The organism is Spartinivicinus poritis, from assembly GCF_028858535.1.
Classification (GTDB): domain Bacteria; phylum Pseudomonadota; class Gammaproteobacteria; order Pseudomonadales; family Zooshikellaceae; genus Spartinivicinus; species Spartinivicinus poritis.
In genome coordinates, this window is the sequence record NZ_JAPMOU010000004.1 from 39,470 (window position 1) to 58,488 (window position 19,019).

General features: G+C 41.9%; 15 protein-coding genes. 10 read left to right on the forward strand and 5 right to left on the reverse strand.

Going from position 1 to position 19,019, the window contains the following annotated elements:
• Positions 1-78 precede the first annotated feature (78 nt).
• From ORQ98_RS04575 to ORQ98_RS04590, 4 genes are all read left to right on the forward strand, one after another.
• Positions 79-1,590, forward strand: a complete 1,512-nt coding sequence (locus ORQ98_RS04575) for an FMN-binding glutamate synthase family protein (RefSeq protein ID WP_274687603.1) — start codon at positions 79-81, stop codon at positions 1,588-1,590.
• Positions 1,591-1,957: 367 nt separating this feature from the next.
• Positions 1,958-2,827: a glycine zipper 2TM domain-containing protein gene (locus ORQ98_RS04580; RefSeq protein WP_274687604.1), complete on the forward strand. Its 870-nt coding sequence runs from the start codon at positions 1,958-1,960 to the stop codon at positions 2,825-2,827.
• Positions 2,828-3,002: 175 nt separating this feature from the next.
• On the forward strand, positions 3,003-4,700 hold the full coding sequence (locus ORQ98_RS04585) for a hypothetical protein (protein WP_274687605.1): 1,698 nt from the start codon (positions 3,003-3,005) through the stop codon (positions 4,698-4,700).
• A gap of 14 nt (positions 4,701-4,714) precedes the next feature.
• Complete coding sequence (locus ORQ98_RS04590) at positions 4,715-5,665, forward strand: hypothetical protein (protein ID WP_274687606.1); 951 nt, start codon at positions 4,715-4,717, stop codon at positions 5,663-5,665.
• Positions 5,666-5,676: 11 nt separating this feature from the next.
• On the opposite strand, the gene ORQ98_RS04595 is transcribed toward ORQ98_RS04590, so the two are convergent.
• The 5 genes from ORQ98_RS04595 to ORQ98_RS04615 form a co-directional block, all read right to left on the reverse strand.
• On the reverse strand, positions 5,677-6,150 hold the full coding sequence (locus ORQ98_RS04595) for a carbon storage regulator (RefSeq protein ID WP_274687607.1): 474 nt from the start codon (positions 6,148-6,150) through the stop codon (positions 5,677-5,679).
• A gap of 827 nt (positions 6,151-6,977) precedes the next feature.
• Entirely contained in the window at positions 6,978-8,024 is a 1,047-nt protein-coding gene (locus ORQ98_RS04600) for a DUF2333 family protein (RefSeq protein ID WP_425347663.1), read from the reverse strand.
• Between the two features lie 84 nt (positions 8,025-8,108).
• Complete coding sequence (locus ORQ98_RS04605) at positions 8,109-10,052, reverse strand: bifunctional diguanylate cyclase/phosphodiesterase (protein ID WP_274687608.1); 1,944 nt, start codon at positions 10,050-10,052, stop codon at positions 8,109-8,111.
• 34 nt (positions 10,053-10,086) lie between these two features.
• Entirely contained in the window at positions 10,087-10,770 is a 684-nt protein-coding gene (locus ORQ98_RS04610) for a transglutaminase-like cysteine peptidase (protein ID WP_274687609.1), read from the reverse strand.
• Between the two features lie 148 nt (positions 10,771-10,918).
• Positions 10,919-11,323, reverse strand: coding sequence for a hypothetical protein (locus tag ORQ98_RS04615; protein ID WP_274687610.1), 405 nt, complete (start codon positions 11,321-11,323; stop codon positions 10,919-10,921).
• Between the two features lie 233 nt (positions 11,324-11,556).
• Between ORQ98_RS04615 and ORQ98_RS04620 the strand changes: the two genes are divergently transcribed.
• From ORQ98_RS04620 to prmA, 6 genes are all read left to right on the forward strand, one after another.
• Complete coding sequence (locus ORQ98_RS04620) at positions 11,557-13,194, forward strand: GGDEF domain-containing response regulator (RefSeq protein ID WP_274687611.1); 1,638 nt, start codon at positions 11,557-11,559, stop codon at positions 13,192-13,194.
• A gap of 233 nt (positions 13,195-13,427) precedes the next feature.
• Entirely contained in the window at positions 13,428-15,293 is a 1,866-nt protein-coding gene (gene dsbD, locus ORQ98_RS04625; protein WP_274687612.1) for a protein-disulfide reductase DsbD, read from the forward strand.
• 305 nt (positions 15,294-15,598) lie between these two features.
• Positions 15,599-16,039 carry a type II 3-dehydroquinate dehydratase gene (aroQ, locus tag ORQ98_RS04630; RefSeq protein WP_274687613.1) on the forward strand — a complete coding sequence of 147 codons (441 nt, stop codon included), beginning with the start codon at positions 15,599-15,601 and terminating at the stop codon, positions 16,037-16,039.
• Positions 16,040-16,187: 148 nt separating this feature from the next.
• Positions 16,188-16,655, forward strand: coding sequence for an acetyl-CoA carboxylase biotin carboxyl carrier protein (gene accB / locus ORQ98_RS04635; RefSeq protein ID WP_274687614.1), 468 nt, complete (start codon positions 16,188-16,190; stop codon positions 16,653-16,655).
• A gap of 29 nt (positions 16,656-16,684) precedes the next feature.
• Positions 16,685-18,025, forward strand: coding sequence for an acetyl-CoA carboxylase biotin carboxylase subunit (accC, locus tag ORQ98_RS04640; protein ID WP_274687615.1), 1,341 nt, complete (start codon positions 16,685-16,687; stop codon positions 18,023-18,025).
• A gap of 75 nt (positions 18,026-18,100) precedes the next feature.
• Positions 18,101-18,982, forward strand: a complete 882-nt coding sequence (prmA, locus tag ORQ98_RS04645) for a 50S ribosomal protein L11 methyltransferase (protein WP_274687616.1) — start codon at positions 18,101-18,103, stop codon at positions 18,980-18,982.
• Positions 18,983-19,019 lie beyond the last annotated feature (37 nt).

Here is a 19,019-nt window from a genome sequence, read left to right on the forward strand (position 1 = left end):
TCTGCTAGCCACTATAATTAAACACGCGAACGCCTGAGCTGACATAATATAGGTGATGAGCTGTATCGAGAGATAGCTATGGACACTTTGCAAGAAATTTTCATGACAGGCAGCAACTTGATTGTTGGCCTCATTTTACTCGCCATCCTCTCCTTGATCATTGTAGCTGTTACTTTTTATATCATTGATGTCACTCAAACGACTCACGCTATCCGCCGTAACTACCCAATTATTGGCCGATTTCGCTATTTTTTTGAACATTTAGGTGAGTTTTTTCGTCAGTACTTTTTCGCCATGGACCGAGAGGAACTTCCCTTTAATCGGGCCCAACGGAGCTGGGTATATCGCTCAGCCAAAAACCTGGACTCCACCATTGCATTTGGCTCAACTCGCAACTTAAACCCGCCAGGAACAGTATTATTTGTTAACTGTCCATTTCCTACGCTAGAAGCCGATGCCGTTGATCCTCAGCCCATTACGATTGGCCCTTACTGTAAACAGCCATACATCACCTCAGGTATTTTCCATATTTCTGGAATGAGTTATGGCGCTATCTCAAAACCTGCTGTACAAGCCTTGTCACACGGAGCTAAACAGGCTGGCTGCTGGATGAATACTGGCGAAGGAGGGCTATCACCTTACCACCTAGAAAGCGGCTGTGATTTAGTATTTCAAATTGGCACTGCTAAATACGGTGTAAGGGACGAGCATGGCAGTTTAAGTGATGAAAAACTAAAAATCATCGCAGACCATAGCCAAGTAAAAATGATTGAAATAAAAATGAGCCAAGGCGCCAAACCTGGTAAAGGTGGTATTTTGCCCGCAGTAAAAGTGACTGCAGAAATTGCCGCCATTCGCGGCATACCAGAAGGCCAAAGTTCAATTAGCCCCAATGGCCATCCAGACATAAAATCAGTAGCAGACCTGCTTGATATGATTGAACACATCCGCTCAGTAACAGGTAAGCCAGTTGGTTTTAAAGCTGTTATTGGGGCTTATGGCTGGCTTGACCAACTATTTGCGCTAATCAATGAGCGTGGCATCGAAACTGCGCCAGACTTTATTACCATTGATAGTGCTGATGGTGGCACTGGTGCAGCCCCGATGAGCTTAATGGATTATATGGGATTACCCTTAAAAGAAAGCCTGCCACTGGTTGTCGATAAACTATCCGAATATGGTTTAAGGGATCGTGTCAAAGTAATTGCTTCAGGTAAATTAATTAATGCTGCCGATGTAGCATGGGCGTTATGCCTGGGTGCAGACTTTGTTACCTCTGCAAGAGGGTTTATGTTTGCCTTAGGTTGTATTCAAGCGTTGCAATGCAATAAAAATACTTGCCCCACTGGTATCACGACTCATAACCCAAGGCTACAAAAAGGACTGGTAGTGATAGATAAAACGACTCGTGTCGCCAACTATGTAAGAAACATGACGCATTATGTAGGTGTAATTGCTCACTCTTGCGGAGTTAAAGAGCCAAGACAGTTAAAACGCTACCATGCCCGCATAGTAACAGACAACGGCCTATCCATACCGTTGGATCAATTGCACCCTAATATCATTGCCACAGATAAAACAACGACCTAACATTCAACAATCGCTGCTACTACCGATTTAGCTGATTAATTATTATTTAAATTAACGTTTACTCAAGCAGTTTGATCAACTCACCAGTAAATACCAATTGCCAATTTGGCTAATAGCATAATTGTTATTCACAGGTTAAAGTTAGCAGTCAAGGCCTGAGTAACAAGCTATGTTTAGATAAGGCTATCTGTACATTGAATGCCCATTATTATTTAGGCTTAAGATAATAATGGGTTTGAGGAAAATCACATATCGCAGATCAATTGGCACATTTTTTGGGTTATGCTTTGGAGCAAAGTAAAACTACCGCTATTATTGGTCTCGGCTCAGGTAATTGCTTTATAGAGAGAAGTACAGGGAACATGACATGAAGAAAACACTTTTGGCATGCGCCATTTGCACCAGCCTTGCATTCAGCTCTGGCTGTGAGAACTTAAACCTCAATAAAGAGTCTCTTGGTACTGCAATTGGCGGTGTTGCAGGGGCCTTAGCTGGTTCACAAGTAGGCAAGGGCAAAGGTCGAAAAATAGCCATTTTAACTGGTGCCCTCATTGGTGCTTATGTGGGTAACCGTATTGGTGCGCATCTTGATGAGCAAGATCGAATCGCCTTGCAACAACGTTCAGTAGATGTGCTTAATCAGACCAAAGACAACCAGCCCGTTGTCTGGAAGAGTAGCAAAACTGACGCATCCGCAACTATCACTCCATCCAATAGCCGCTCTGAAAATCGCCCAGTTTCAATTGTTAGGGATAAGCGGGTAGAGCCTGTTGCCAATATGACATTAATTGGCAAGCCCTATAAAGCAGTCAAGAGCGTGAATATTCGCAATATGCCCAGCACAATTGGCAATAAAGTCGGTGGCCTTAACTCTGGGGATGTGATTACTGCTGTGGGTCGCACTAAAAGCGGCTGGATTTTAGTGGCTAAAAATAACATTACCTTAGGTTATGTCAGCAGTTCTTTTCTAAAACCTCACAGCGCTGCTACCTCATCAGAATACCAGGCAGTCGCTATGCGTGATGGTGGAGTTACCCTGGAGCAAGTTAAAAAAGATCAGTCAGGCGCAATTGACTTGGATAGTGTTAACCTTGATGAAATTGAACTAGTAGAAGATAAAGTCGTTGCTCAAACTGACTGCAGAAATATGGATTACAAAATAACCAGCAAAGGAAAAGAAACCACAGAAACCTTCAACGCCTGTAAAGGAGCTGATGGTGCATGGGAAATTATTTAAATCAGGATAGTTCACCCAACAACCTGTATTTTAATATTCTGTTCCCTTCATCCGCCCTCATTAAAAATACAAAACGTAGCTCCGCTACGTTTTTGTGTTTTATTAAACGAACGTTCCAGCTCAAGCAGTTTTCAGTCTGTTTTGATCTGATCTTAAAGGGGTGTTGCAAAAGGTCATGAGTGCAGCAAAGTCGATTTTTAATGCAGTATTTGCAAGCATAGTGGTTTTGCGGCCATCGCTGAAGTGGCTTTGCTACATTGTATTAACTGCCTTATCGCTGACAGTTAATACATCACTGGCAACGACTGAAAAGCGTGTCGCCTATTCAAAGAAATTTGGTATTGAAGTATTTGCTATTTATCAAGGTGATAACTGGTGCCATCGTGTTGTCAATATTGAGCTAAGAGCTGCAAACCCAGCTATTTTTAAATCTAATAATATTGGGGCTTTTATAAAAAAAATAGGTGCCGTATTACCTACTGAATGTGATCAGGCTCATCAACTGGATATTAAAGGTAAAGATAAGCACGGCCAGTTACACTTAACCGCAAAAGCCAGCACTAAAGACCAGTTAGCCTGGCAAGTAGCAATTTTAAAGTCTGCACCTGAGGCAGTGAATAACACCACCACATCGTCTACCACAGCACCACAGCCTGAAGTTAATTCACTAGCCACTACAAGGCAGCCTACTGAAAAACCTGAAAAGCCTTCTTTGCAAAATGCTATTTCATACTGGCAACCGCCTAGTTCACAACAGAGCATTAAGTATTCAGCTGGTGCCCAGGATTTTGAAATATCAACTAATGACTGGCGCTGTAAGCTTAAAATTAATCACTTAAATAACCCTCGAGAACAAAAACTATTGGTTCTTAAACCTCAAGGACTAGGATGTGATGAAAACCGCCTAGCCTATGGACAGGGAGTGGCTAATGTTAGTTTTTATGATGGCCGGGTTTATGAACAACTGAAGGGTAATTTTTATTTAGGTTACCACTTTGATTACAACGTTGTTATTAATAAAAAGATTTTACTTCATCGTACACGATTAGATAAAAGAGAAGCATTAACTTTTTACCTTGGTGAACTACCAGTATTTGACACACAACTGATTGGTGTTTTACTTCATACCAGCCAGGGCTGGAGTTTTAGTAATGGAGCCATTATAGCCCTGACTAAAAATAAGTCTTTATTTCAAAATACTCGATTAATTAAACAGTTTGAACACGCCATAAGCGGGAAAGCAGCAACGATTAGCCATTCAACTAAAAGTTATAAGCTTTATGCAATGAATCAATTGGACTTACCGTTAAAAATAGATAGCAATATGCTCTATACCGCTCAATTTACTAAACAAAATGAGCAATGGCTGGTTGCTAGTGACTCCATCAAAAACTATGTTGCAGGCAATATTAATCAGGCAACGCAAACTGCGCTATCACAAGGTTCTTTGGCAAATCGTATCCAGATCGATACAAAACGCTTAAAAAAAGCTTCCCTAGCAGATCGGCTTACTTACTTATACGACGATGTTGATCAGATTAATAACCCACTATTACAAGCTGCTCAATTTTTCTATACCCATAATAAACTAAAAACCTTTGTTTTGGTTAAAGTCAATAATCTTGGCAACCCTGCCACTGTTGACTGGCCTTATCCTATTGAATTACACAACACGGGCCAGATTAACCAGTTAGGCTGGTACCTGGTGTGGGGAGAGGTAAAAGGCAACCCAAATAAAATTTCTAACAACGGCTTTTTAATTCCGCAAATATTTGTCGACAAAGTAAAGGCTTGTGAGCAAGAAGCCTGCCGTGAATATAACGATGTAACTCAGTTGGTGCTAGAGCGTTACCAAATGACAGAGTGGCAATAAGGGATCATGCATATATGACCAGAGTTCTAATAATTATTGGCTGTATTATTGGTATTCTCACCGGAGGCTGGTTTTATTTGCAATTTAATGCTGTCCAGCAATTTGAAAATGCGTTAATAGAGGTAGAACTAGACCAATATCTAACTTACCAAGGTATTTCAATAAACCCTGTTACTGGTATTATCACTCTCAGCCAACCAGTATTAAAACATCAAGGTGGAACAAGCAAATGGGGCAATTTGCCTGCATTTAATTTAGAGGCAGAAACGCTTCAAACCAGCTTTACCCATTTTAAAGACTTAGCTAATTTACAACAAGGCGAGTTAAGTATAACTGGTTATAAAGCCAAGCTAATTGAAGATGCTGAATTATACAGAACCATTGGTGACAATCAGTTTGTATATATGTTGGTTGCAATGGGCTATGACAAACTACCCATTAATTTTCAGGTAGATTGGCTTTATGATCAGCCAGATGATTTATTAACCCTCAACCTCAAAACCAGTGCCAACCAATTAGGTGAAATTAGTGCTAAACTATCCTTAGATAGATTATCACTGCTCGAAACGGATGGTGTACAGCCCAGCCTTACTAACCTATTTAGCAGCCAGACAGATTGGGAAAGTGTTCGCTTAACGCAGCTACAGGCCACTTATCAAGACCAAGGGTTTATTCGTAAATTTCAGCAGTGGTTCCAACTGTCCCAAGTTAAAACCCCAGACTCTACTATTATAGAGCTACTTTCTGAACCACACTACCAACAACTATTAACACTTTGGGAGTCTCAACAAATTGCAAAAAATAACGCACAGGACTGGCTTGATGCATTAAAAAGTTTTGTTGACAGCCCAAACCAATTAACCCTCTCAGCCAAATTCAGTCGCCCCATTAGCTTCAGACTTTTAAAGAGCCAGCCATCTTCGGGTAAAATTGCTGAACTGCTTGAGCTGGATTTAGATAGCTAAGCCTAAGGCCATTAATTGCTTGTTGTTTCAACTTCAAACTGAGGCTGAACTGTTTTAGTAGCTTTCAGAGGGTTATACATTCGCTTCTTTTTAAAGATAATTTTTGGCTGTTTCTTATTCTCACTTACAGGGCTTTCAACAGAGGTATTTATTTGATCTACAACAGGTAAGCAAGTATGTTTAGCTCGATATGTTCCAAATTGAGGTGAACTAGAACTTTTTATTTGACTATTTTTAAAGTTATTGCCTTTCAACAACTGCTTTTTCTGCTTATTTTTCTTAACACGCTTAAAATAATCATTTAAGTCTTTCTCTATTTCTTCTCTGTTTTCATAAATCTCTAAACGCTTTACCGGCACCTCATCAGGAGCAAATATTTTGGTTTTGACATGAATTTTGTCTTTATAGTGCTCAGGTTCAAACTCTATACGAACATCATCCCCTATACAAATGGCATGGCCCTTTTTAATAGTTAATTTCAACATCGACTATTACTCTCCTAGTTACACCCTTCATTGTGGGTATTCATACTATTTTTCTACACCTCTAAATAAGTTGTGACGAATCTAGCTTTACGGCAATATTGCTTTAATTCTTCACAGCCGACGTTGCAAGCCTTTGTTAGGGAATACCGAGACATAAGTAAATATTAACAAATTAATTTGCTACTTGTTCATTTCCCTATTATTATACGCGTGAACGCCAGTACTAATCGTTAGTAAAAATAACATGGATTGGTGTTTTTCGTTTTAACAGCCTTTGACAGCTGGTTTAAATGACTTACGTCAAGCCAAAAAGACGACAGTTTATACCCAAATCTCAAATAATCAAATACACTATACTGTGAAGAGAGTCATAAATAGTTGGGTTTACTATTCCGTATTCTTCACTTTAGCAGTTCAAATATAAAACCATTGCTTTATTTCCACATGAGCCGCTCTCAATTATGAAACCATACGGCAGCAGCTTCATACTAAAATAGCTTCTCACGACAACAGCTAACCTAGACTCATCATAGGCACTTTTCATGGGTACTTTTTATGAACACGCTTGTTGATTTATACCTTTATAAATGAACCACAACCTATACACTTGGCTCTTATTTTAGAAACGCTAGTCCTTAAACACTTGCAGCAGTAAATAAGCAATTCTTAAACCAGTTCTAGAACACGATACAAATCAGCGAGTTAAAATTTTTTTTGGTTATACGTTACAAGCCTTGTAAAAATAACAAACAAAAAAGCCGTGGTTTGGACACGGCTTTTAGATAAAAGTTTAATGTAAATTACATTTATCTGCTGAAATATGCAGGCTAACCTTTCTGTAACAGCTTTCTTAAATCAATAATTGCTGCGTTAGCTCTTGATATATAGGATGCCATTACTAGTGAGTGATTCGCCCAAAAACCAAACCCTCCTCCATTGAGCACCATTGGACTCCACACCGTTTCCTGAGTCGCCTCTAGCTCACGAATTATTTGCTTCAAACTAATCAAAGCATTCTTTTTATTCAACACACCAGCAAAATCAACTTCTACTGCTTTTAAGAAATGAATCAATGCCCAAGCAGCTCCTCTGGCCTCATAAAATACGTTATCTATTTCTAGCCAAGGTGTTTTATCATATTGCTCAGACTGCTGGTAAGTAGCCCGTTCTGCATCCGGGTCTCCAGCAAGGTCTAGATTCAGCCGCTCTTTTCCAACACTAGCACTTAACCGTTGTGACAAGCTACCTAGTCGACTCTCCACGTCTCGTAACCAGTCATTCAAATTATCTGCCCGTGTATAAAACTGAGCATCTGGCTTACTAGGATCAGCTAACTTTTCAATATAGTTATTTAAGAGTTGAACACCTTCTTCATATTTACTTTCTGTACTCGGCAAGATAAAACTTTTATTATCAAAACTAAACTTAGGCTCTGCTTTAGCTAACAATTTATCCTCTACAGATTGTGACTGTGAGCGACTAAAACTTTTCCGCATAGCTCTAGATAAATCACGCACTTGAACTAAAACACCAAATTCCCAGCTTGGAATATTATCTAATAAGACACCAGGGATCATAAGATCATTAGAAAGGTAGCCACCTGACTTATTTAACAGTGTGTTTGCAACCGTTGATAAAGTAGCAGATGTTGTAAAACCAGGCACAACTTCCACCTGCAGTGCTTCAGCTTTTTGTTTGGCATTTTCCTTCACACTAAAGGCGTCTGGCTCGATACTCCAGTAGCTACCAATTGCAAAACTAACTATAGCTAGTACCGCCACAATGCCTATAACACTTTTCATTACTTTGCCTCTTGCTAAAGGCACCTTTTCTACAAATCGAAATAAACTCAGTTTTATCGAATCAATTGACATATTGGCTTCTCTTCCATACTTAGCGCGATAGCGTTAGATTATATAACGATAAAGCCTGACTTGAATAATCCTTATCACTGTTATTTAAATAGCTTCTGGGCGATGCAATAAATAACCCTGCCCGCCATCTACTCCCAAACTCAGCAACAACTGCCATACCTCTTCTACCTCAACCCCTTCCGCCAGGATGGTGATATCGCGGCTATGAGCAATTTGCACCAGCGACTGAATAAAAAACTGGTTGTCTTTACTATCCAACAATTGCTTTAAATAACTACTGTCGACTTTAAGATAGTGAACTGACAAGCTTTGCAAGTAAGCAAAAGCATTGGCCCCTACTCCAAAATGGTCAATACTAAACGCTCCTCCCAGCTTACTAAGCCTAGTTGCTAGTTGTTGCATAATGGGTAGTGCCAGTTGCACACAGTATTCAGGCACCTCAAACACCAACTGTGATAATAAAGAGCGATGCTGATCAAATTTATCAAGTAACCAATTACTAAACGCTTCGCTTTGCAATGACCTAGGCGATAAATTAACACAATATGGGCAGTCAGCAGTCTGTTGCTGCACGTGCTGAATAACTAACTCAACAATTAATTTATCAAACTCCTCTGCCAAACCAAATCGCTCTGCCATAGGCAAAAATATGCCTGCTGAAATAATATCATTTTCCAGCTGAATTCTGGCCAGTACTTCTCGCTGCAACAGCTGTCGTTTATTGTCGTAAATCTGCTGGCTATAAAGCATAAGAGACTTATTAGCTAATATGCTTTTCAGCTGCTGATGCCATTTACTGGCAGACCAATCCATATAACTAGCCTGCTCTGGTTCTACTTTACTACAAGACCAACCACTAGCTCCTTTTGACTGCAATTGTCGTAGACTAATGTCGGCATCCGTTAATAGCTGCACTAAAGCACAACGATTTAATCGTAACACTGCAGCTACATGCAAACTATCAGGGGCCCGAATACTTTCTAACAACTGGAGCCCAATCAACTGGCGATAAAGTGTTTCTGTTGTATTTTGTAGTAACTCCATTGACATACGCGGAATAAATACAGCAAAGTCCCCCCCGCTACGCCTGCTAAGCACATGCCCAGGAAAACCATGAAACACTTCGGTAAGCTGTTCTGCTACCTGTTTAATAAGTGCATCCCCAGCTTCTCGACCTTGCTCTAAATTAAGTTGCTCCAAGTGTCTTATTTGCAGCAACACTAATCCTCCACCTGACTCACCATGCTCAGACTCCATCCAGGCATTAACTCGGTTATCAAATGCCTGACGATTTGGCAACCCAGTAATATGGTCACGGTGAGACTGGTCTCTTAGCCGTTCGATGATTTCAACCTGCTCACTAAATAAATGCTGCAAGCGTTTAGCCATTCTATTCATCGCTTCAACTACGCGCCTTAAATCACGAGTTTTAGGTAGCTGTGGTTGTACTTCAAACTGTTTTTCGCAAATAGCCTTGGCTTGCTTTTCTAATAGGGAAAGCGGTTTCAGGACTAACTTTAATAATAATGTCAGAGCCAACCAGGAAGCTGCCGCTACCAACCCAAATAGCACTAAGTTTGACTTGGTTTTATGCCACAAATTGCGATAAGCAATTCCAGGATGACTAGTAACCGACAACTTACCCAGCACCACCCAGCCCTGATTCACTTCAGTTGTCGCCGTAGGAGCATTCAAGTTAATCCAATTAACAAACCAATTTGGTATACCTTCTAACCTCACTGGCTGTTCACTATTTACTAAAACCTTGTCATTATTATCGGAAAAAATAATTTGCTGATAATAGCCGCGATCAAATATTGCATCGATCATCGAGTCAATAATTGCCGTATCATCACTTTGTACCGCAGCAATCGACACGCCAAGCGAGGTTGCCGTATCCTGAGCATGTGACTCAAGCTGCTCTTGTAAATAAGCGCGAGCATCATAAACATTCAACAAAAAGCTTGCTGAAAATAGCACGACAATAATCAGGGTTAAAAATATCAGTAACAGCCTTAATACCGTCATTTCAGGGCTCCTTATTTATAGGATGTAGCACCATTTACAACTCTTCACCTCGTTGCTGTTTAAGCATCCTTTCTCTCAGCTCTACCCACAAACTAATGCGTGTCGATTTACCTACCCGCTTACCCTCACCACGCTGCTTGGCAAGCCATAACCCATCACCATTAAAGTTATAGACGGGCAATAAATCTTTACGCTGCGTTGCAGGCACTATTTCCCCTACCAAATTATCTAATACCAGTGGAATTCGCTGACCTTCAGGAAAGTAACTCAATACCATATGGGCCTGATTAAGGCTTAATGCTTTAACATAGGTAATCCGCATTTTTTTATCAGCCACACCGAGCAAACGTAAGGTGAAATATTTTGCTATAGAAAAGTCTTCACAATCACCTGCTCCTGATGCCATAAACTCAACAGGTGTCGCCCAATAATCTTCTTTTTTCCAATGATCAATATCGTTAACAAAGCCTAATTGATTAAAAAACTTATTAACGGTTTTGAGTTTTTCAGGTTCAGGTAAGTGTTGGCTTTTTTCTACTAATTGTTGCCATTGCTTTAAACGGTTCACAGCTGTTTGGCCATAACTTGTTTGAACCTGTTGCAAAAGCGCCTGAGATAAACTCAGCTCATTTGCCCAGGTTAAGCTCAGCAAGCCGGCAATGGCGAGGAAGAGTCCTAATTGATGCTTAGTTCTTGCAGCTATTCCTAGCGTTACCACTCACTTCACCTATTCCCCCTAACCTGCTTTATATAAAGGCAGTTAGTTAGGCTCTTAGCTGTCATAGAGAAGTAGTGGCTTGCGTCTTAAGCCACTACTGTAGATAAGCATAGTCAAAGAGGAGTAGGTAAGGCTTGTAATTGGGGGATTACTTAGATTGGCCTTGCTTAATCAGATCCGCTATTTCTTGTAAGTTAGGGTGATCAGGCTTAATTTGCTGGGCTTTTTCCAGGTACTCTTTAGCTTTTCCCCAGCGCTGCTGTGTAGCTGCCCGATGCGCCCATATAGCGTACTGCTCTACTATTTGCTCAATTCCCTGATTTGCCTCAACGTTATCAGGTTGTAAGCGAATTACTTCACGATAATAGCTCAAGGCATTATCACCTTCTGGTGTAGTTAGACGCCGTTCCTTGAAGGCATCCTCTGCTTCTAGTAAAAGCCAAGCTATTTGGGTTTGAAGGTGACTTTGCTCTTTCTCAGGCTGACTATTGTCAGCTTGCTGAGCATCGGCAAATTCAACCAACGGTTGACAGCCAGCAAGATTAACTGCCATGAGGGCTGACAGCCAAAAAAGTACTACGTTATGCAGCATAGTAATAATTATCCAGTTGCTTTATATGACTTAAGCTAGTTAATTGTGTCGAGTATTAAGTAATAGGTGAATAGTTGAGTCAAACCTCGCTATAACCTATAACTTACAAGAAAACCAATTACTGTAAACAATGTTGCTTACTCACTACGGAATCGCCATTTTGTAAGATGCACTAAAGGGCCTTCAATTTTATTATGACTGAGCTTGTAGTAAAGCCATCAACCACCTCACAAACTGCACGTTTAAAGGATCATTTCGCCCAACGCGTAACAAACCGCGCCCGCCAGGTTATTGAATGCTGGCATCGACTTAATAAAGAACACTGGTCAAAGCAGTGGTTAGCCGAGTTTCAGCGAGCTAACGAAAAACTGCTGAAGTATGCAGAGCGCTTTAAACAACAAGCTCACTCTGATATTGCCAAGCAAATCAGCGAAGTTTTACAAGACTTTAATGAAGAAAAAGCCCCTAACAGCGACGTTATTCGCCACCTCAACGACCTGATTATCAAGCTCAGTTACACCGCCCTGCGCAAAGGTGATACATCCATTGAAATCGGCTCAATTCCTACCAGCAAGCCCATTTATATAGGCCTTAACCACTTTAGCATGGCCACCAAACTACTGAAGCAGATGGAGTATTTTGGCTTAAGAGCTAAAGTATTTCACACCCACGATGAGTTTATGAAGGGCTTTGAAAACCGCTATCCCGCCGTAATCGTTATCGATGTTGACTTTGGTGGAGAAAAACGAGCAGGCATTGAGCTAGTCAACAATATCCAGGCTCAAATAGAAACTCCGATCCCTATTCTGTTTTATTGTGATGAAGATGACAACATTCTTACTCGTTTAGAGGCAGCACGAGCGAATGGTTGTGAGTTTTATACCCACGGTTTAGAGGCTGGCCATGTAATAGAACGGATTGAGCAACTCACCCGGATTACACTTAACGACCCTTATCGTGTACTGATTGTTGATGACTCTAAAGCTCAAGCTTACTTCACTCAAAGCACCTTAAATAAAGCCGGCATTATTACCCAGGTAGTCACTAAGCCCCTGGAAGTGATGGATGTTCTGGAAAAGTTTGAGACTGACTTAATTATCATGGACATGTACATGCCAGATTGTAATGGCATGGAACTATCCAAGGTAATCAGACAGCAGGAGAAGTACGTCAGTATTCCTATTATTTACCTGTCAGCAGAAGGAGATATTGATAAGCAACTCGTTGCGATGGGTGAAGGTGGCGATGATTTTTTAACCAAACCTATCAAGCCTCGTCACCTGATTATGACCGTACGAAATCGTGGTGAGCGAGCAAGAACCTTACTGTCTCGAATGATCCGCGATAGTTTAACTGGCTTATACAACCACACTTATACTTTGCAGCAGCTGCAAACTGAAGTCATGCGGGCTGAAGAGTATAAGCATCCGCTGGCCTTCGCTATGATTGACATTGATAAATTCAAAAGCGTCAATGACACTTATGGCCACCCCATGGGCGATAGAGTAATCAAAAGTCTCGCTTTATTTTTGAAGCAGCGATTAAGAAAAACCGATACTATAGGTCGCTATGGCGGCGAAGAGTTTGCCATTATTTTGCCTAATACTGGACAGCAGGCTGCCGTTGGTTTACTTGATGATATTCGAGAGCATTTTTCACAAATGAAACAACCTGCCCACCCTACTGACTTACAAGTTACTTTTAGCTGTGGTTTGGCTATGTTCGATGGAAGTAATGGTGAAGAGATGTCATTACAGGCAGACAAGGCACTTTACGAGGCTAAAAATGGTGGCCGAAACTGCGTAAAAGTCTATCAAGCCAGACAGAGTTAATCGTTTAATCAGATTTTTTCTACTCGTTTCTTATCCCATGTTATTCTGTTTCCCTAATTAGAGCTTGCTGATATTTGCCTGAAAGTTTTTCTTTGGCTAGCCGCTCTGATAAATTGAAGGTAGCACTTTTGAGCAGTGCACTGCTGAATACCTGTACCGGAACCACAACATAAAAACTTAGTCAAACGTCGTTAAATCATCAGCCCATAAAAAACTACTGGAAGAACCTGGATATGTATCGGCTTTCCCACTTTTTTCTTATCTTTTTTTGCTTCTTTTCAGTTAATTTACAAGCCGGGCTTGATGACTTATTTGGAAATAATGACGACCCTGCCAGTTATCTTAGTGATGCAGAATTTTTACCTGTTGAAGAAGCCTTCCAGATAAGTGGCCAGCTGATTAATCAAGAAGCTCATATTACTGTCAAAGTCACCCCCGAACACTACCTCTACAAAGATCGCTTTCGCTTTCAGTCACTCACTGATGGAGTAAGCCTAAAAGAGCCGATCTACCCTAAAGGTGAATTTAAATTCGACCAATTTGCACAAAAAGACCTGGAAGTTTACCCAGCAGATGTCGTAGTAAAAATCCCCCTCAGCCAAACCAAAGCTATTTCAGAATTGGCTGTCACTTTTCAAGGCTGTGCGGATGCAGGCTTATGTTACCCACCTCATACTATTAATTTAGCTTTAACCCCTGGAAACACTGCATCAGCAGAAGCATCAACTACAACCAATGAGTCTCGGTCAGCTAATACCTCCGCTAAACAAGTTACTGCGGTGCCGCCTTCAGAAAAATCTCAACTTTTCTCTCTGCTTTCCTCTGGCAGCTGGGCTCTGATTATTTTTTCATTTATTGCTGGAGGCATTGCCCTAAGCTTTACCCCTTGCGTATTACCCATGGTGCCTATTCTATCCAGCCTGATCATTGGCCAGCAAAAGCAGTCTACCTCTCGAAGCAGAAGCCTGTGGCTGAGTATTACTTATGTAGCAGGAATGAGCTTAATCTATACATTACTTGGCGTATTGGTTGGCACGCTAGGGATTAGCTTCAATTTGCCAGCAAAGCTTCAGTCTGCATGGGTGCTAGTGCCATTTGCTATTTTCTTTGCCATTTTATCGTTAAGCATGTTTGGCTTATACACTTTAAGCCTACCCCAAGCACTACAAGCAAAAGTTCATGCCATGAGCGAACAACAAACAGCAGGTGCTTTCACTGGGGTATTTATTATGGGAATGCTATCAGCTGTTATGGTTTCTCCTTGTGTTTCAGCCCCGTTAATAGCAGCGTTAACTTATATCAGCCAAACGGGCGACCCACTGATTGGTGGTGTTGCACTGTTTAGTTTGAGTATTGGGATGGGTATTCCACTGATTTTAATTGGTGCAGGTGCAGGCAGCTTACTACCCAAGGCAGGTGCCTGGATGAACGCCGTGAAAAATGTATTTGGCGTAATGCTACTAGCAGTTGCAGTGTGGATGCTGGAAAGAGTACTACCAGGCCCTGTCACCTTAGTGCTTTGGGCTGTGTTATTAATTGGTAGTGCTGTGTATATGGGGGCGCTACAGTTTGAAAGAACCAAAGGCTGGGCTGCCTTATGGCAGTCTCTGGGTATTGTCATGATGGTTTATGGTGTCTGCTTGATTATAGGTGCCGCTCAAGGCCAGCAAGACCCACTTCGCCCCCTCTCTTTTGCCAGTAAGGTGAACGCAAGCCCTGCCAACAGCAACCAGGGTTTTACTAAAATTTACACAACCCAGGAGTTACAACAGGCACTAGCTAAGGCTAAAAATCAGCAAAAGCCAGTCATGGTTGATTTCTACGCTGACTGGTGTATTTCTTGTAAAGTTATAGAGAGAGAAGTTCTTCCTGCAGACAATGTGAAGCCTCTTCTTACCCAATTTTCACTAATTAAGCTTGATATCACCGCTTTCAATCAAGACCAACAACAACTGCTCAAACAATACTCAATTTTTGGCCCACCAGCGCTGCTTTTCTTCAGCCGAACCGGTGAGGAGCTAGAAAATCTTCGTGTACAGGGAGAGATAACCGCTAACTCCCTGGAAAATCACTTAAGATCGACGCTAAATCGCAGCTAACTCCTGCAAGCTTGAGCATTTGCTTCTATAATTACCAGTTCAGCCCTAAAAACGGAAAAAGTTACGCGATCTTGCATACAATATTAGAGACTTTGCTTTTAAAGTCTTTAATCATGCAAATAGTGGACAGCAGCTGCCATTTTATGCACAATCGGCCGTTACATTTTTGATCATTAACTCTGTCATTACCCGTTACTGTCAGCACAAGCGAACAAAGGCAACTGCTGACAGCAGTTGAGTATGACCTCAGTCGGCATGATTTGTAGTACAAGCGGAGACAGCTCAAACGTTGAGAGCCTTAACTTATGGCAACAATCTTAGTGCTGCACGGGCCTAATTTAAATTTATTAGGCACTCGGGAACCAGCTATTTACGGTTCAACTACTTTAGACGATATCAACCAAACCCTGACCACTCAGGCTGTTGATCATGGTCATCACCTACAAACACTGCAAAGTAATGCAGAGTACGAGTTAATTGAACGGATTCATGACGCAAAGCGTGAAGGGGTTAACTTTATTATTTTTAATCCTGCGGCTTTTACGCATACGAGCGTGGCACTGCGCGATGCATTATTAGGGGTAGAGATTCCTTTTATCGAGGTTCACCTCTCTAACGTCTATCAACGTGAACCTTTTCGGCACCATTCTTACTTTTCGGATGTTGCTGTTGGGGTGATTTGTGGGCTGGGTACTCAAGGCTATGCGCTTGCGCTACAGGCAGCCATCAAACATCTAGAAGACTAAGGGCTAAAGAGGCATACCCTCCGCATTTTTAGCCCTTTGCAAAATTTAAGACCAAAAAAGTTTAAAACCAGTAAAGCACAACAAATGTCAGCACACTGCTGCTTTGTTTTTGCTTCAACAATAAGTTCAATTTATCCGAGATGACGCTATGGATATTAGAAAAGTAAAAAAACTGATCGAGTTACTAGAAGAATCTGGTATTGATGAACTGGAAATTAAAGAAGGTGAAGAGTCGGTTCGTATTAGTCGGCACGCTAACTCACCGATGATTGCTCCTGCTCAATATGCAGTAGCTGCACCAGCAGCTCCAGCACCTATTACTGCGGCAGCAGCGGCTCCAGTCGAAACAAAGGAAGAGTCTGCACCTGCAGCCAAGCCAACAGGTCATCAAGTAGCCTCACCGATGGTAGGTACTTTTTATCGCGCACCTTCTCCCAGCTCACCTGCTTTTGTTGAAGTTGGTCAACATGTCAAAGCTGGCGATGTTTTGTGTATTGTCGAAGCGATGAAAATGATGAACCAGATCGAAGCTGACAAAACAGGCACAATCGAAGCCATTCTGGTGGAAAATGGTCAACCTGTAGAGTTTGATCAGCCGCTGTTTACCATCGTTTAAACCGACCCGACAGTAGCAGGATACCCACCATGCTTGAGAAAGTACTCATTGCCAACCGAGGGGAAATTGCACTACGGATTTTACGAGCCTGTAAAGAAATTGGCATTAAAACCGTTGCTGTTCACTCTAAAGCAGATGAATCACTAATGCATGTTCGCTTAGCAGATGAAAGCGTTTGCATTGGTCCTAACAACCCTACTGAAAGCTACTTAAATATTCCGGCCCTAATCAGCGCAGCAGAAGTCACTGATGCTGTGGCTATCCACCCTGGTTATGGTTTTTTAGCCGAAAATGCTGACTTTGCAGAGCAAGTTGAAAACAGCGGCTTTACCTTTATCGGCCCTTCACCTGATGTGATTCGACTAATGGGTGACAAAGTGTCAGCCATCAAAGCTATGCAAAAAGCTGGTGTGCCCACAGTACCAGGCTCAAATGGCCCGCTGACGGGTGACAAAGAACGTTCACTTGCCATTGCCCGAGACATTGGCTACCCCGTTATTGTCAAAGCATCCGGTGGTGGTGGTGGTCGTGGTATGCGGGTTGTTCACAGCGAAGCCCATTTACTTAGCGCGATTAATGTTACTCAATCTGAAGCCTTAGCAGCTTTTGGCAACGAAATGGTATATCTGGAAAAATTTCTGGAAAACCCACGCCACGTAGAAGTTCAGGTACTCGCTGACGGCCAGGGGAATGCCATTCACTTAGGTGATCGAGACTGTTCGCTGCAACGTCGCCATCAAAAGGTTATTGAAGAAGCACCAGCCCCAGGAATTCCTGAAGAAGCGCGCAATGATATTGCCATGCGCTGCGTGAATGCTTGTATTGAAATTGGTTATCGTGGTGCCGGCACCTTTGAGTTTTTATACGAAGATGGCAAGTTCTACTTCATTGAGATGAATACTCGGGTTCAGGTTGAACATCCAGTATCTGAGTTGGTGACCGGCGTTGATATTGTTAAAGAGCAGTTATTGATCGCCAGTGGTCAGCCTTTAAGTATCAAGCAAGAAGATATCACCATTAAAGGTCATGCTATTGAGTGTCGAATCAATGCTGAAGACCCCAAAACCTTTATGCCATCACCTGGTGAGATCAAGCACTTCCATGCCCCTGGCGGTATTGGGATTCGTGTCGACTCTCATTTATACAGTGGCTATAAAGTCCCCCCTTATTACGACTCGCTCATTGCCAAAGTCATTAGCTATGGCGAAACCCGAGAAGTCGCCCTGGCAAGAATGCGTCACGCACTGGATGAGTTGGTTGTTCATGGTATTCGTACCAATGCACCACTGCATGCAGAGCTAGTAAGAGACGCTAACTTCGCCAAAGGTGGGGTTAACATTCATTATCTGGAACAAAAGCTATCCCATTAAGTAGATAGTCATTGAGGCGAGCTTAGCTAAGCTCGCCTCCCTTCAATAATTACTCAAATTAAAAACTATCCCCTCATGCCCTGGATTCAAGTCAAACTGGATACAACCCGCGACCAAAGCGAAACACTGGAAGATTTACTTCTGGCAATTGGTGCAAACGCCGTCACCTTACAAGACGGCCAAGATCAACCAGTATTTGAGCCAGCCTTAGGTACAACACCACTTTGGGATAATACCCAGGTCATTGGCTTGTTTGAGGCAAACACAGAAATAGACTTGGTATTGGCATATTTAGCTAATGAACTTAGCCCACAACCATTACCCAACTACAAAGTAGAAATAGTTGAAGATAAGGATTGGGAACGGGAGTGGATGGATAACTACCATCCTATTCAATTTGGGAAAAGGCTCTGGGTTTGCCCAAGCTGGCGAGAAATTCCTGACCCTAATGCAGCTAACTTAATTTTAGACCCAGGCCTGGCCTTTGGCACTGGCACTCACCCTACCACAGCGCTGTGCTTAGAATGGCTAGGTAACAATGAAGTCACTAATCAACAAGTGATTGACTATGGCTGTGGCTCAGGGATCTTAGGTATTGCTGCATTAATTCTGGGTGCAGCCAATGTGGTTGCTATTGATAATGACCCTCAAGCATTAGAAGCAACGATTGCTAATGGCCAGCGTAATAATATAGCAGCTAACCGTTTATACACCTTTTTACCTGAACAGGCACCTGATCAGCCTGTAGACATTATGCTAGCGAATATCCTAGCAGGACCTTTAATCAGCCTTGCAGAACGGTTAGCTTCTTTAACCAAAACTGGTGGTAAAATCCTGCTTTCAGGCATCCTCAAAGAGCAAGCTGAAGCCGTAGCAGAATGTTATAGCCAGTGGTTTACAATGGAGCCACCAACAATCAGGGAAGACTGGGTCAGCATTTGCGGAGTGAAAAACTAATTCATACTGGTTATGTCGTCATTATTTGCCGTGGTGA

Excerpts from the sequence above, each read along its gene's own strand:
- ORQ98_RS04575 (WP_274687603.1), top strand. The coding sequence starts at position 79 with ATGGACACTTTGCAAGAAATTTTCATGACAGGCAGCAACTTGATTGTT.
- ORQ98_RS04580 (WP_274687604.1), top strand. The coding sequence starts at position 1,958 with ATGAAGAAAACACTTTTGGCATGCGCCATTTGCACCAGCCTTGCATTC.
- ORQ98_RS04585 (WP_274687605.1), top strand. The coding sequence starts at position 3,003 with ATGAGTGCAGCAAAGTCGATTTTTAATGCAGTATTTGCAAGCATAGTG.
- ORQ98_RS04590 (WP_274687606.1), top strand. The coding sequence starts at position 4,715 with ATGACCAGAGTTCTAATAATTATTGGCTGTATTATTGGTATTCTCACC.
- ORQ98_RS04595 (WP_274687607.1), bottom strand. The coding sequence starts at position 6,150 with ATGTTGAAATTAACTATTAAAAAGGGCCATGCCATTTGTATAGGGGAT.
- ORQ98_RS04600 (WP_425347663.1), bottom strand. The coding sequence starts at position 8,024 with ATGTCAATTGATTCGATAAAACTGAGTTTATTTCGATTTGTAGAAAAG.
- ORQ98_RS04605 (WP_274687608.1), bottom strand. The coding sequence starts at position 10,052 with ATGACGGTATTAAGGCTGTTACTGATATTTTTAACCCTGATTATTGTC.
- ORQ98_RS04615 (WP_274687610.1), bottom strand. The coding sequence starts at position 11,323 with ATGGCAGTTAATCTTGCTGGCTGTCAACCGTTGGTTGAATTTGCCGAT.
- ORQ98_RS04620 (WP_274687611.1), top strand. The coding sequence starts at position 11,557 with ATGACTGAGCTTGTAGTAAAGCCATCAACCACCTCACAAACTGCACGT.
- dsbD (WP_274687612.1), top strand. The coding sequence starts at position 13,428 with ATGTATCGGCTTTCCCACTTTTTTCTTATCTTTTTTTGCTTCTTTTCA.
- aroQ (WP_274687613.1), top strand. The coding sequence starts at position 15,599 with ATGGCAACAATCTTAGTGCTGCACGGGCCTAATTTAAATTTATTAGGC.
- accB (WP_274687614.1), top strand. The coding sequence starts at position 16,188 with ATGGATATTAGAAAAGTAAAAAAACTGATCGAGTTACTAGAAGAATCT.
- accC (WP_274687615.1), top strand. The coding sequence starts at position 16,685 with ATGCTTGAGAAAGTACTCATTGCCAACCGAGGGGAAATTGCACTACGG.
- prmA (WP_274687616.1), top strand. The coding sequence starts at position 18,101 with ATGCCCTGGATTCAAGTCAAACTGGATACAACCCGCGACCAAAGCGAA.